The following is a 12649-nucleotide window of genomic DNA, read 5'->3' as shown; positions in this document are numbered from 1 at the left end:
TTCCAATTCGACAAAGATTGCGAACCGCACCCTGCAATAACGATTCAGCAGGCCAAGGCTCAACCCCTTGATCTGCAATAACTTGAATAGCAGCCGCCGCTACGGCAGGCTTGCACGATTAACGACCCTCGACCGGGAGAGACAACACAATGGCACTTATCAGCATGCGTCAAATGCTGGACCACGCAGCCGAATTCGGCTACGGCGTCCCAGCCTTTAACGTCAACAACCTTGAGCAGATGCGCGCCATCATGGAAGCCGCTGACAAGACTGACTCCCCAGTGATCGTCCAGGCTTCGGCCGGTGCGCGTAAATACGCCGGCGCCCCGTTCCTGCGTCACCTGATCCTCGCCGCGATCGAAGAATTCCCACACATCCCGGTGTGCATGCACCAGGACCACGGCACCAGCCCTGACGTGTGCCAGCGCTCGATCCAACTGGGCTTCAGCTCGGTGATGATGGACGGCTCCCTGGGCGAAGACGGCAAGACCCCGACCGACTACGACTACAACGTGCGTGTTACCCAACAAACCGTCGCCCTGGCTCACGCCTGCGGTGTTTCGGTAGAAGGCGAGCTGGGCTGCCTGGGTTCCCTGGAAACCGGCATGGCCGGTGAAGAAGACGGCATCGGCGCCGAAGGCGTGCTGGATCACAGCCAGATGCTGACCGACCCGGAAGAAGCCGCTGACTTCGTCAAGCGCACCCAGGTCGACGCCCTGGCCATCGCCATCGGCACCAGCCACGGCGCCTACAAGTTCACCAAGCCGCCTACCGGCGACGTACTGGCCATCGACCGGATCAAGGAAATCCACAAACGCATCCCCAACACCCACCTGGTGATGCACGGTTCTTCCTCGGTACCGCAAGAGTGGCTGGCGATCATCAACCAGTACGGCGGCGACATCAAAGAAACCTACGGCGTCCCGGTTGAAGAAATCGTCGAAGGCATCAAGCACGGCGTGCGCAAGGTCAACATCGACACCGACCTGCGCCTGGCCTCCACTGGTGCGATGCGTCGCCTGATGGCCACCAACCCGAGCGAGTTCGACCCGCGTAAATTCTTCGGCGCCACCGTAACGGCCATGCGTGATGTGTGTATTGCACGTTACGAAGCGTTCGGCACTGCTGGTAATGCGTCGAAGATCAAGCCGGTGTCGTTGGAAGCGATGTATCAGCGGTATTTGAAAGGTGAGTTGAACGCCAAGGTTAATTAAGCCTGAAGCGTTAACTGAAAAAACCCGCAGAGATGCGGGTTTTTTCATATCTGAAAGTTTTACTTTGGGTCGATGAATATTTTTGAACAGGGTTCATAAATAGGGCTATTTGAATATGGCGAAAATCGGACGTTAATTTTTCACTTTTCCTCTATGCATGAAACGTCTACGGAAGTCATGCCATAGATTCTTTTGGCTGTATCTGCTATGTCTTTTTTTACTTTTTCAGCTGCCTCACTCGCCGAGGAGGCTGTGACAGTTTGAGTTGGGTTTTGAGGTAGTGAAATATAGCAGATGTATGTTGTCTCCTTTGCATAGCTTAATAGTGGTAAGGTAAGTGTGCATGCAAAGAGAGCAGCGGTGGTTAGTGTTTTTCTAAAGTCAAGTGGCTTCGTAAGAGTGAAGTTTTTCATGATTTTTACTCCGTTAGATAAGTGTGCGATCTTAGAGATAAGGGTGTTATATGGACTCGTGTAAAGAGTAGAGCCTCAATCAGCGTGGCGCACCTGTCATAATTCACAGTTTTTAATATTTTTTTGCGATAGTTGTTGTAAGCAAAAGTTTTGTTATTTGTGAAGAGGGGTAAGCGGGGCGGATCGATTCACCCTCTAACCCTAAGATCAAGCGGGTTTCGCTGGAAGCGATGTATCAGCGGTACTTGAAGGGTGAGTTGAACGCCAAGGTTGATTAAACCTGAAGCGTTAACTGAAAAAGCCCGCAGCGATGCGGGCTTTTTTGTGGCGATGTTTGAGCAAACTTCCTTCGGTTGCTTTTGTAGTGTTTAGAGGGATGTCTCAGATTATTAATCTTGGTCTATCGGACGTCTACATACTGGTAAGGCGTGTATCGACCGTTGGTTATATCGTAGATCGTCAAATCTTGTCGTGTTCCTGAAGGGATACCTGCAAATGTTCCAGCAAAATTGCCATCGTAATTTGAGGTCATTTGCCCATAGAGATATCCGGTGTTGGCTTGCTGTAAGTTTAGAACAGTATTTGGTGCGGCGCCTGTGCCGCCGACGGTAATGGTCCCGGTTGAAGTGCTTTGTGCATAGTTGATTGAAATGGCCATTTCATATTCCTTTATTAGAGAAAGTTGATGGGCGAATCAGATAACTCCCGGTTTCAGCTTCACCCTTCCTGGGTGGTGCGAGGAAAATGATAGGGGCGGTGATTGTTACTTTCATCTGTAAGAAATGACAGTTTTTTAGAATTTTTTGGAATGACTGTTATTTAGAAATGTAAGTTGTGTAAGGGTGGTAAATTTGAAGGGCTTTTTAAAGTGAGTAATAAGGCTAACTAAACCTCAGGTGTTAATAAAAAAACCGCAGAGATGCGGTTTTTTTGTGGCTGGGCTTTGAAAATACATTCATGTGTGGGCTTGCCCGCGATAGCGGCGGGTCAGTCACTAAAAATGCTGACTGATACACCGCCATCGCGGCGATGCGGCGACCCGACAAGCCCGCTTTCACATTTGGAGGGTGTTCGGCTTATTTATCGACCAGTATTTTGGGGTTTGAATTCCCCCAAACCGTATACAGGTCCGCCAACAACGCCCCATTAATATCCTCTACCTCCGCCTGGGTCGTCTGCACATTGCCCTGCTTGCCAAACAACACCACCTCATCGCCGCTCTTCACGGTCGGCACGTCGGTCACATCCACCATCAGGGTGTTCATCGACACTTTGCCCACCACGGGCACGCGATGCCCATTGATCAGCACGATGCCTTTATTGGTGAACGCCCGGCGATAGCCGTCGGAATAGCCCACGGTAACGTTGGCCAGTTTCGAGTCCCGCGCCAGGGTGTAGGTGCGGTCGTAGCCGACGGTGTTGCCCTTGGGGTAGCTGTTGACCGAGGCCACGTGGGATTTGAACTGCATCACCCGTTTGTATTCGGTAAACGACGGCACGGTGTCGCCGAACAGCAGGCCGCCGGGGCGCACCATGTCCAGGCGCGACTCGGGCACTTCCAGGGTGGCGAAGGAGTTGGCGGCGTGCAGGGTGATTTTGCTGCGGTCCAGTTGGGCGACGTTGATCAGCCAGTTGGCCTGTTCGTTGAAGGCCTTGAGGCCGGTGCGCACGTCGGCGGCGTCTTCGACGGCGAAGTGGGTCATGATCGCCTTCACCTCCAGGTTTGGCACCTGGGTAATGGCGACGGCGTCGCGGCGGCCCTGGGCGGTGGTCATTTCCACGCCATTGCGGCTCATGCCGCTGGAGTTCAGGCCCAGGTGCACCACCAGCGGGCGGCCATGATGCTCGGCGATCAGGCTGGCGCGCACGGCGAAATCGAGGTTGCCCACCAGTTCTTCGATGTTGTACGGCAGGGCGGCTTCCAGCTCGCTCAGGGCGGCGGTGCGTACGCGGATCAGTTGGCCCTTGAAGCCGCTTTCGCGTACCACGCGGGCCTCTTCATTGCTGGCCACGCCCACGCAGGGCACGCCGAGCTTGATCACCGAGGGCATCAGCAGGCCAATGCCGTGGCCGTAGGCGTCGGCCTTGAGCACCGCGCAGATTTTCGATTTGTCGGCGAGGCTGGTTTGCAGGGTGCGGATGTTGTGTTCAAACGCGGCTTTGCTGATCTCAACCCAGGCGTTGCTGTCCTGGATAGTGACCTGGGCCACCCCGTCGGTCATCGACAGCGGCGGGGCAGCGAGGGCCGGGTTTTGCAGCAGAACCATGCCCATGGACAGGGCGAGTAGGGTGCGAGTGAAGGGCATTGTGAGTCTCCATGACTTTCTTATAGGGAAGCATTGCGCGTGCGCGGCGCCATACTCGAATTGTCCTACAAAAAAGTCGAGACCCTGGGTCGCGGTTCTGTCCTAAAGCGTCGTGCAATGGAATAGAAGCTATACCGAAACCTTCTAAAAAACTGTCAGAACTCACAGTAGCTCCCACTTGATTGAGTCTTGCACTATCAAGGCTCGAACCCAGTAAAGGAGTACGCAAAATGATCACTGCCAACACAGCAAAGGCTTTTCCTGGCGTAAGCATTTTGAAGTTTTATTCGCTGACGGCAATCGGGCTGCTAGCCCTGATGAGCAATAGCTATGCTGCGCAATGGACGTGCCCTCCGGTTGAAAACCTCCAAAAGAATGCCGGGGACGGTTCCAGCTACAGCGCTATGGCGGTGGGTGGAAATTGGGAAGGGGAAGGCTCGACAGCGGAGGCGTCACTGGTAGAAAAGTTGAAGTTTGAGAGAGCAGCCATCAAAACGGGAAAAGACTCGGAGACCAAGGAGACTATCTACTATGTGAGTTGCGATTACGGAGGGACAGACATGAACGACTATTTGCGTATGTCGCGCCGTTTTACGGCACTGCCCAAGGCAGTGGGCACTCACTGGCAGGAAAACCTGTGCAGCGCTTCCTCGGTGGAGGACTGTGGCTTTGAGCCATAGTGGTCCGAAGGCCTGTATCAACATTCACTAACCCGTTGATCCAGGCCTGCCAATTCAGTGGTGATCGATATCCAGCTTGGCAAACGTCACCTTGCCGCCTTCCTGGCTATCGCCCCTGTTGTCTTGCACATACACACCGGCCTTGAAGTACAGCGGCTTCTTGCCCCAGGCCGCGCCGAGGCGTTCGTTCCATTGCCCGTTGGCGGCCTCGATGCTCAGCAGCCCGGCCTTGTTCAGGTGGATGACGTAGGTGAAGTTGCGCTCCAGGGGCACATTCTCGGCCACGATAATCACCCGGCCCTTGCTGTCATCCGGGCGCATGCGCACCTTGGCGACGATGTTGCCGGTCCGGGTTTTTTCCTTGTACTGGTATTCGACTTTGAGCAGCGGTTTCTGGCTGTCATAGGCGTGAATCTGACCGATCACGATCTTGCCCGAGGAGGGCACCTGGTTGATGGCCAGGGTGGCACGCAGGTAGTTGTCGGCTTCGGGGTAGGTCCAGTTGCGCAGTCGGCCGTCGGCATAGGTTTCCCGCAGTTCGCTGCGCGGGTAGATGGCGTTTTCGGTACGGGTGCCGGTGACGGGAGACCAGAATTGCACGCTGCTGCCTTCGGCCTGGAAGTATTTGCCATTGAAACCACTGAGCAGTTTGGGCGTGTCGATGGTGGCGGGCGGGGTGCCGACAGGGATGCTCAGGTTCCAGGTGGACAGATCAATCATTGAGTGCGCCTTTGCTGTACGTAAAGAGGGGGTCAAAAGGCTTTGGCCCAAGGGTTGCCGCGTTCTTTATAAGCGGCTGGTCACTGTTTGTTAATGACTTTATGGCGATTTATTGGCGCCAATAGTCTGTCAAAAAGCCATCTTTCCCGTAATCCGTGGGCTGTAGGTGCTGACCGTTAGTCGGTTGTGTGGTCTTTGGCGCAATGATGGCACTGTCGCGCCTTCTGCTTTATGGGATCCAGGGCTAGAGTGACTCCACATAGAATGTCCGGTTTTGTCACAAAAATGACCGGAATGAATCCTCAAGGAAGAGAGTCCGCATGGAAGGTGCTCCAACCCCAGCCGAAGGCTGTTCAGTGCTCCTGGTGGTCGATGACTACCCGGAAAACCTGATCAGCATGCGTGCGCTCCTGCAGCGCGACGACTGGCAGGTGGTGACGGCGGCCTCTGGCGAGGAAGCCCTGGGGCTGTTGCTCGAACGTGACGTCGACCTGGTGCTGCTGGATGTGCGGATGCCGGGCATGGACGGCTTTGAAGTGGCGCGCTTGATGCGCGGCAGCCAGCGTACCCGCATGACCCCGATCATCTTCCTGAGTGCCAATGAGCAATCGCCCGCCGCGGTGCTGGAAGGCTATGCCAGCGGCGCCATCGACTACCTGTTCAAGCCCTTCGACCCGCATATCCTCAAGCCCAAGGTCCAGGCCTTGCTGGAGCATCAGCGCAACCGGCGGGCCTTGCAGCGTTTGAGTCATGACCTGGAACTGGCCCGGGCCTTTAATGCCTCGGTGCTCGACAACGCCGCCGAGGGCATCCTGGTGGTGGGCGAAGACGGGGTGATCAGCTATGCCAACCCTGCCATTTCGCGCTTGCTCAATGCCACGGTGGGCGAGTTGCAAGGCCAGGCGCTCCTGGGCTTCCTGCAAAAGCCCCATATGCCTGACTGGTTCGGCTGCGAGCTGTACGCCGCTTACCGCCGCGGCGAAACCTGGCGCCTGCATGACGCGATCCTGCGCACCGCGCCCGGCCAGCAGCTGCCGGTGGCGATGTCCTGTGCGCCGCTGCCCCGGGAGCAGAAGGCCATGGTGGTGACCGTGCAGGACATGTCGCAAGTGCGGCACCTGCATCAACAACTCGAATCCCAGGCCGTCACCGACCCGCTCACCGGCCTGCTCAACCGGCGGGGGTTCTACCAGGCCGTAGAAACGAGCCTGTTGCGCCACGAGCGCAGCGAGCAGGCCACGGTGCTGCTGTACATGGACCTGGACGGCTTCAAGCGGGTCAACGATTGCGTGGGGCACGACGCCGGCGACCGGGTGTTGCGCTGGGTCTCGGAGCAATTGGAGCTGTGCCTGCGCAGTTGTGACATTCTTGGCCGCCTTGGGGGGGATGAGTTCGTCGCGTTGCTGGAACTGCAATACCCGGAACAGGCCGCCAAGCTCGCCGAGCAGTTGATCGAGCGGGTGTCGATTTGCCAGCAAGTGGATGGCCTGGAGGTGATGCTGGGGGTCAGTATCGGCATTGCCACCTTCCCCGATTGCGGTCGCGACCTCACGGGCCTGCTGCGCGCCGCCGATATCGCCATGTACGAAGCCAAGCGGGCGGGGCGTCAGCAATATCGCTATTACGATCAGGAAATGAACGGCCGCGCCCGCTCGCGCCTGCTGCTTGAAAGCAGTGTGCGCGAGGCCATCGACAACAAGCAGGTGACGTTGGTGTACCAGCCCCAGGTGTCCCTGGTGGATGGGCACCTGCGCGGGGTCGAGGCCTTGTTGCGCTGGCAGCACCCGAGTGTTGGCGATGTGCCGCCTGGGTTGTTCCTGCCCTTGCTGGAAGAGACGCGCCTGATCAGCCAACTCAGCAGTTGGATCTACCACCAGGTGGCACTGGCGCGACAGGCCTGGGCACCGGTCATGCACGACGACTGGGTGCTGAGCGTGAGCCTGAGCAGCAGCCAGTTCAATATGCCCAACCTGGCGACCCAACTGCAGCAGGCACTGGAGCGACATGGGCTGCAGGGGCGGCAACTGGAAGTGGCAATCGGCGAAGAAAGCCTGATGCACAATATTGAAGAGTCCACCAAGCAGCTCAAGCAGCTACGGCGCCTGGGCGTGCGGATTGCCCTGGATGACTTTGGCTCGGGCCACTGCTCCCTGGCGCACCTGCGTGACCTGGAGTTCGACACACTCAAGCTCGACCCGGGCCTGGTCGCCCGCGTGCTCGGCTCGCCCCGGGAGGCGGCGCTGGCCCGCAGCATTATCGAGCTGTGCGGGCACTTCGGTTTGCTGGTGATTGCCGAAGGGGTAGAAACCCTTGAGCAATGCCACTGGCTGCAGGCCAATGGCTGCCAATTCATCCAGGGGCCGCTGGTGGCCCTGTCCCTGACCGCCGAGGACATTGCCCACTGGCCACAGTCGTTTGCCCTGCGCGCAGGCCCCTGCTGAATTCGCTACACTGGCGGCCTCACGCCCCTGCCGTTTGAACCCATGACTGCGCTGAAATACCTCCAGGCCTATCCCGCCGCCCTGCAAGAGCAAGTGCGCCAATTGATCGCCAAGGATCGACTGGGCGACTACCTGCACCAGCGTTACCCCGAGCGCCATGGGGTGCAGAGTGACAAGGCGTTGTACAGCTACGCCCTGGCCTTGAAGCAGGAGCACCTGCGCAATGCGCCGGCCATCGACAAAGTGCTGTTCGACAACCGCCTGGACCTGACCCACCGCGCCCTGGGCCTGCACACCACGATCTCGCGGGTACAGGGTGGCAATCTCAAGGCCAAGAAAGAGATCCGCATCGCGGCGTTGTTCAAGGAGGCGGCGCCGCAGTTCCTGAAGATGATCGTCGTCCACGAACTGGCGCACTTCAAGGAATCGGACCACAACAAAGCGTTCTATAAACTCTGCGAATACATGTTGCCCGGCTACCACCAGGTGGAGTTCGACCTGCGGGTGTACCTGACCTACCGCGACTTGCAGGGTGCGGCGCGGGATTGAACCAAGAGGAAGCGAGCATGGATGTGAGCAAGACCAAGAGCAGTTTCTACCGCCGCCTGTATGTGGCGTATCTGATCGATAGCCAATTGGCCAGCAGCGTCCCGGCATTGACCGAAGCGACCGGCATGCCCCGGCGCACGGCCCAGGACACCATCGCCGCGTTGGCGGACCTGGATATCGTCTGTGAATTCGAGCAGGAAGAGGGCGCCCGCAATCATGCCGGGCGCTATCGGATTCGCGACTGGGGGGTGATTGACCGCAGCTGGATTGAGCGCAACCTGATGCAGGTCAAGCAGGTGTTGGGTTATCCCTGAGTTCGCGGTGACAGGCCTGGCGCTATCGCGGGCAAGCCCGCTCCCACAGGTTGATTGCGGCCACATGTGGGAGCGGGCTTGCCCGCGATGGCGTCCTCAGGCGCGCCGCATCCCAATATGCGGAATATCATCCTCCAGATACACCTCCCCCTCGACCTTGAACCCATATCTGGCGTAGTACCCCTGCAAATGCGCCTGGGCTGAGAGAAAGATCGGCGTCTGCGGCCAGATATCGTCGATCTGCTTGAGGGTTTCCTCCAGCATCTGGTGGCCCAGGCCGGTGCCCCGGGCCACCTCGGCCACCAGCACACGGCCGATAACCACGTCACCGCCATGCAGCTCCGGGTCCAGCAGGCGCAGGTAGGCCACCAGTTGGTTGTCCTGCCAGGCCATCAGGTGGTGGGTATCGCCTTCCAGGTCCTGGTCATCGATATCCTGGTAGATGCATTTCTGCTCGACCACAAACACCGCTGCCCGCAGACGCAAAATGGCGTAGAGCTGTTCCTTGCCCAGATCATTGTGGTGCTTGCAAACCCAATCGACAGTCATTGTTCCATCTCGCATAAAGACCTGACCCGGATAGTAATGCCCTGGCCGGCGACTGTCTTGGGCGACGGTGCAAACACCGGTAAAACCGCGTTTTTTGTGAGTGGCGTCAATTTGCCATCATTGAGTGCTTTCGCCGTGGGGTTCTTTGTGTAATCTGCGGTACACCGCGAGCGATAAGCTACAGTCAGAACCTGGAAGACCTCCCGCCAGGTGCCATCGCCCGCAAGGAACTGCCCGTTGTGCAAGGACATTAAGCATGCTGCGATTGTCTCGTGCCGTTGCTTTGATCGTATTGCTGTTGTTGGTCCCGACGGTGGCCGCAGAACGCTTGCGCCTGGTGGCGGATGCGTGGCCGCCGTTTACCGATGCGAGCCTGGTCAATGGTGGCCTGGCCACTGATATTGTCAGCACCGCCCTGGCGCGTGCCGGCTATGCCAGTGATTTCGAGCAGGTGCCGTGGGCGCGGGCATTGATGGGGGTGGGTGACGGGCGTTATGACGTGCTGATCAATGCCTGGTACGACGAGGCGCGCACGCACTTGGGGCAGTTTTCCGCCGAGTACCTGCTCAACCGCGTGCGTTTTATCAAGCGCCGCAATGACCCCATCGAGTTCCAGAACCTGCAGCAATTGCACGACTACCCTGTCGCCGTGGTGCGTGGCTACGCCTATTCGGCAGACTTTGATGCCGATCCCCATTTGCACAAAGTCCCGGTGCATAACTTCGCCATGGCCGTGCGCATGCTGGCGGCCCAGCGGGTGCGGCTGACGGTGGAGGACGAGTATGTCGCGCGTTTTTACCTGGCACGGGAGTCACCCAGGGTACGCAATGCGGTGGAGTTTTTGCCCAAGGCCTTGAGCGAGAACAGCCTGCATATTCTGGTCAGCCTGAAAAACCCCAAGCATGAGCAGATTGTTGCCGGGTTTGATCGGGAGATCAGCAAGATGAAGGCGGATGGCAGTTATGCGCGTCTTCTTAAGCAACATGGGATGTAGTGTTCTTAAGGCCGCCATCGCGAGCAAGCCCGCTCCCACATTTTGATCTGCGAATACTTTCAAGTGTGGGAGCGGGCTTGCTCGCGATAGGGCCCTAGGCCGCACTGGTTTCCTTGATCAAATGCGCCGCCAGCGTACGCAGCGGCCCCAACTGCCGACAGATCAACGCCAGTTGCGTCTGCACCAGCCTTTGCGCCTCATCGATCTCATCCGGCATCTGCTCCAGCTCCACCGCCAGCGCTTCCTCGGCATCGCTCTGCACCGCAATCGGCTGTTTGTTCGCCAGCCCCGTGGCGATTTCGTCGATGCTGCTGGCCAGGGTCTTGCCCGCGCCTTCGATCAGGTGCTCGCGCACGTCCGTCGGCAGTTGGGTATCGCGGTGTGCACCCAGCCCCGACAGGTAGCTGAGCAAGGTGTGGGACAGCACCAGGAAGCGGAAACCCACATCGGCTTCCTTACGGAAGTGCCCAGGCTCCATCAGCATATTGGCCAGGGTGGTGGACAGCGCGGCGTCGGCGTTGTGCGCATTGCGCCGGGCCAGGCGGTAGGCCAGGTCGTCGCTCTTGCCGGCGGCATATTGCTGCATGATCTGGCGCAAATAGATGCTGTTGCAGGTCAGGGTGTTGGCCAGCACTTTGTTCAGGCGCCGGCCTTGCCAGTCTGGCAGGAACAGGAACACCGCGAGCCCGGCGATCAGGCTGCCGAGCAAGGTATCGAACAGGCGCGGCAGGAACAGCCCGTAGCCATCGCCCACCTGGTTGAAGCAGAACAGCACCATCAGGGTAATGGCGGCGGTGGCCAGGGTGTAGCGGGTGGTGCGGTTGATAAAGAACACCAGCCCGGCGGCGATGGCGAACATCGACTGCACCAGGGGGCTGGGGAACAGGTCGAACAGCGCCCAGGCCACCGTCAGGCCAATGGCTGTGCCGACGATCCGCTGGCCGAGCTTGCGCCGCGTGGCGCCGTAGTTGGGCTGGCAGACAAACAGAGTGGTGAGGATGATCCAGTAGCCCTGGGACGGGTGGATCAAATGCACCATGCCGTAGCCGACACTCAGCGCCAGGGGCAGGCGCAGGGCGTGACGGAACAGCAGCGAAGTCGGGGTCAGTTGGGTACGCAGGCGCGTCCACATTTCCTTGAGGTTGCGCGGCGAACGGTCCAGCAGGCTGCTGTCGCTGGCATCGGCCAGGCTGTCGGGGTTGCTGGCGTCACTGAGCAGGCGGTCGAGGGTCGACAGGTTGGCCGCCAGCGCACGCAACGAACGCAGCAGCCCGCGCCAGGCCGGGTTGCTCTGGATGCGCAGGTGTTCGAGGGAGGCATTCAGGTCGCCCAGGGCCTCGGCGAAGCTGGCGTCATAGACAAACGGCTGGCGCAACTGGATCGACTCGGCGAGGGCCTGGCAGGCCTTGCCTTGCTGGCGCAAGAGGCGCTGGCAGCGGAACAGCACGTCACTGTGGAAGAACGCCTCGGCCAGGGCGTTGTAGGGGTAGTGGGAGGAACTGGCGCGTTCGTGGATGTCCTGGGCCAGGAAATACAGCTTGAGGTAGCGACTGACCTTGGAGCCCGGCCGGCCATTGCCGACACGGTGCAGGATGATTTCCTTGGCCGCATTGAGCGCCGCCACCACCCGGCCATTTTGTTGCGCCAGTTCCAGGCGGCGGGCTTCGACGTCCAGTTGGCGAATGGGCTCGAACAGCGACGACTTGAGCTTGAGGTAACGCCCCAGCTCGCGAAACAGCCGGGCCAGGCTCTGTTGCACCGGCTGGTTGGAAAACAGCGCCTGCCACAGCACCGACAGCACGCCATACCAGGCGGCGCCGGCCACCAGCAGCAAAGGCTCGTGCCAGAAGTCGGTGAGGGCGCCACCGCGCTGGTCCACGCCGATCATGGTGTAGACCGACAGGATCAAGGTGGCCGAGGCAATCGCGCCATAGCGCTCGCCCAGGGCGCCGAGCATGGTCAGGCAGAAACTCGCCAGGGCAATGGCGATGGCAAAGATCCACGGGTAGGGAAACAGCAACTCCACCGACAGCGCCGCCACGCTGAAACACACCAGCGTTACCGCCAGTGCATTGAGGCGGCCTTGCCAGCTGTCATCGGTCTCGGCCAGGGCGCTGGCGATAATCCCCAGGAACAGCGGGATCAGCAGCGACATTTCATCCTGATACCAGCACAGCGCCATACTGCCGGTGAGGGCGATAAACACCCGTACGCTGTAACTGAACTTATCCAGTGCCCAAAGGCGCCGCATGGACTGCTTGAACGAGGTCGAGGACATGAAGGCTGGGGTCTTCCGGGACGATGCCGCTAAATTGAGCCAGTAATGACGCTACGGCAAGCGTGGCGATCACATTCATAAGCAAAAAATATCCCAGGCACACCACAATCCAACTGTGGGAGCTGGCTTGCCTGCGATGGCGCTGGGTCAGCCAGCAAATATGGCACTGATACACCGCTATCGCAGGCAAG

General features: G+C 58.9%; 13 protein-coding genes and 1 pseudogene. 7 read left to right on the top strand and 7 right to left on the bottom strand.

Going from position 1 to position 12649, the window contains the following annotated elements; genetic code table 11:
* The first annotated feature begins 149 nt into the window (after positions 1-149).
* A complete protein-coding gene (fba, locus tag AC07W7_RS23430) occupies positions 150-1214 on the top strand; it encodes a class II fructose-bisphosphate aldolase (RefSeq protein WP_029297347.1) in 1065 nt (354 codons plus the stop codon).
* A 140-nt stretch (positions 1215-1354) separates the two neighbouring features.
* Here fba and AC07W7_RS23425 read toward each other — a convergent pair whose 3' ends face one another.
* Positions 1355-1627 (bottom strand): hypothetical protein, encoded by a 273-nt coding sequence (locus AC07W7_RS23425; RefSeq protein ID WP_130898224.1) that lies wholly within the window; start codon positions 1625-1627, stop codon positions 1355-1357.
* A gap of 203 nt (positions 1628-1830) precedes the next feature.
* Between AC07W7_RS23425 and AC07W7_RS23420 the strand changes: the two are divergent.
* Positions 1831-1905, top strand: a pseudogene (locus tag AC07W7_RS23420) (class II fructose-bisphosphate aldolase); the annotation flags it as partial.
* A 122-nt stretch (positions 1906-2027) separates the two neighbouring features.
* Here the strand turns inward: AC07W7_RS23420 and AC07W7_RS23415 are convergent.
* A complete protein-coding gene (locus tag AC07W7_RS23415) occupies positions 2028-2285 on the bottom strand; it encodes a hypothetical protein (protein WP_495040212.1) in 258 nt (85 codons plus the stop codon).
* 418 nt (positions 2286-2703) lie between these two features.
* A complete protein-coding gene (alr, locus tag AC07W7_RS23410; RefSeq protein ID WP_495040211.1) occupies positions 2704-3933 on the bottom strand; it encodes an alanine racemase in 1230 nt (409 codons plus the stop codon).
* Between the two features lie 230 nt (positions 3934-4163).
* Here alr and AC07W7_RS23405 point away from each other — a divergent pair, with 230 nt between their 5' ends.
* A complete protein-coding gene (locus tag AC07W7_RS23405; RefSeq protein ID WP_169897546.1) occupies positions 4164-4613 on the top strand; it encodes a DUF3757 domain-containing protein in 450 nt (149 codons plus the stop codon).
* A gap of 54 nt (positions 4614-4667) precedes the next feature.
* On the opposite strand, the gene AC07W7_RS23400 is transcribed toward AC07W7_RS23405, so the two are convergent.
* Positions 4668-5333 carry a polysaccharide lyase family 7 protein gene (locus AC07W7_RS23400; RefSeq protein ID WP_495040210.1) on the bottom strand — a complete coding sequence of 222 codons (666 nt, stop codon included), beginning with the start codon at positions 5331-5333 and terminating at the stop codon, positions 4668-4670.
* Positions 5334-5653: 320 nt separating this feature from the next.
* On the opposite strand from AC07W7_RS23400, the gene AC07W7_RS23395 reads away from it, so the two are divergent.
* The 3 genes from AC07W7_RS23395 to AC07W7_RS23385 are packed head-to-tail and all read left to right on the top strand — an operon-like array spanning position 5654 to position 8637.
* Positions 5654-7774, top strand: coding sequence for a putative bifunctional diguanylate cyclase/phosphodiesterase (locus AC07W7_RS23395; protein WP_076965319.1), 2121 nt, complete (start codon positions 5654-5656; stop codon positions 7772-7774).
* Between the two features lie 42 nt (positions 7775-7816).
* A complete protein-coding gene (locus AC07W7_RS23390; protein ID WP_495040209.1) occupies positions 7817-8323 on the top strand; it encodes a YgjP-like metallopeptidase domain-containing protein in 507 nt (168 codons plus the stop codon).
* 17 nt (positions 8324-8340) lie between these two features.
* On the top strand, positions 8341-8637 hold the full coding sequence (locus tag AC07W7_RS23385) for a winged helix-turn-helix domain-containing protein (RefSeq protein WP_495040208.1): 297 nt from the start codon (positions 8341-8343) through the stop codon (positions 8635-8637).
* A 96-nt stretch (positions 8638-8733) separates the two neighbouring features.
* Here AC07W7_RS23385 and AC07W7_RS23380 read toward each other — a convergent pair whose 3' ends face one another.
* Entirely contained in the window at positions 8734-9186 is a 453-nt protein-coding gene (locus AC07W7_RS23380; RefSeq protein ID WP_076965316.1) for a GNAT family N-acetyltransferase, read from the bottom strand.
* 256 nt (positions 9187-9442) lie between these two features.
* Here AC07W7_RS23380 and AC07W7_RS23375 point away from each other — a divergent pair, with 256 nt between their 5' ends.
* Positions 9443-10180, top strand: a complete 738-nt coding sequence (locus tag AC07W7_RS23375) for a substrate-binding periplasmic protein (protein WP_076965314.1) — start codon at positions 9443-9445, stop codon at positions 10178-10180.
* Positions 10181-10274: 94 nt separating this feature from the next.
* Here AC07W7_RS23375 and yccS read toward each other — a convergent pair whose 3' ends face one another.
* On the bottom strand, positions 10275-12458 hold the full coding sequence (yccS, locus tag AC07W7_RS23370) for a YccS family putative transporter (RefSeq protein ID WP_495040207.1): 2184 nt from the start codon (positions 12456-12458) through the stop codon (positions 10275-10277).
* The coding region (locus AC07W7_RS23365; RefSeq protein WP_495040206.1) for a hypothetical protein at positions 12406-12649 on the bottom strand (244 nt) is incomplete at its 5' end. The genes AC07W7_RS23365 and yccS, both read right to left, overlap by 53 nt.

The sequence above is a fragment of the Pseudomonas sp. GW821-FHT01D09 genome (assembly GCF_059422465.1).
This window is presented reverse-complemented; position numbering and strand designations above follow the sequence as displayed.

Excerpts from the sequence above, each read along its gene's own strand:
- fba (WP_029297347.1), top strand. The coding sequence starts at position 150 with ATGGCACTTATCAGCATGCGTCAAATGCTGGACCACGCAGCCGAATTC.
- AC07W7_RS23425 (WP_130898224.1), bottom strand. The coding sequence starts at position 1,627 with ATGAAAAACTTCACTCTTACGAAGCCACTTGACTTTAGAAAAACACTA.
- AC07W7_RS23415 (WP_495040212.1), bottom strand. The coding sequence starts at position 2,285 with ATGGCCATTTCAATCAACTATGCACAAAGCACTTCAACCGGGACCATT.
- alr (WP_495040211.1), bottom strand. The coding sequence starts at position 3,933 with ATGCCCTTCACTCGCACCCTACTCGCCCTGTCCATGGGCATGGTTCTG.
- AC07W7_RS23405 (WP_169897546.1), top strand. The coding sequence starts at position 4,164 with ATGATCACTGCCAACACAGCAAAGGCTTTTCCTGGCGTAAGCATTTTG.
- AC07W7_RS23400 (WP_495040210.1), bottom strand. The coding sequence starts at position 5,333 with ATGATTGATCTGTCCACCTGGAACCTGAGCATCCCTGTCGGCACCCCG.
- AC07W7_RS23395 (WP_076965319.1), top strand. The coding sequence starts at position 5,654 with ATGGAAGGTGCTCCAACCCCAGCCGAAGGCTGTTCAGTGCTCCTGGTG.
- AC07W7_RS23390 (WP_495040209.1), top strand. The coding sequence starts at position 7,817 with ATGACTGCGCTGAAATACCTCCAGGCCTATCCCGCCGCCCTGCAAGAG.
- AC07W7_RS23385 (WP_495040208.1), top strand. The coding sequence starts at position 8,341 with ATGGATGTGAGCAAGACCAAGAGCAGTTTCTACCGCCGCCTGTATGTG.
- AC07W7_RS23380 (WP_076965316.1), bottom strand. The coding sequence starts at position 9,186 with ATGACTGTCGATTGGGTTTGCAAGCACCACAATGATCTGGGCAAGGAA.
- AC07W7_RS23375 (WP_076965314.1), top strand. The coding sequence starts at position 9,443 with ATGCTGCGATTGTCTCGTGCCGTTGCTTTGATCGTATTGCTGTTGTTG.
- yccS (WP_495040207.1), bottom strand. The coding sequence starts at position 12,458 with ATGTCCTCGACCTCGTTCAAGCAGTCCATGCGGCGCCTTTGGGCACTG.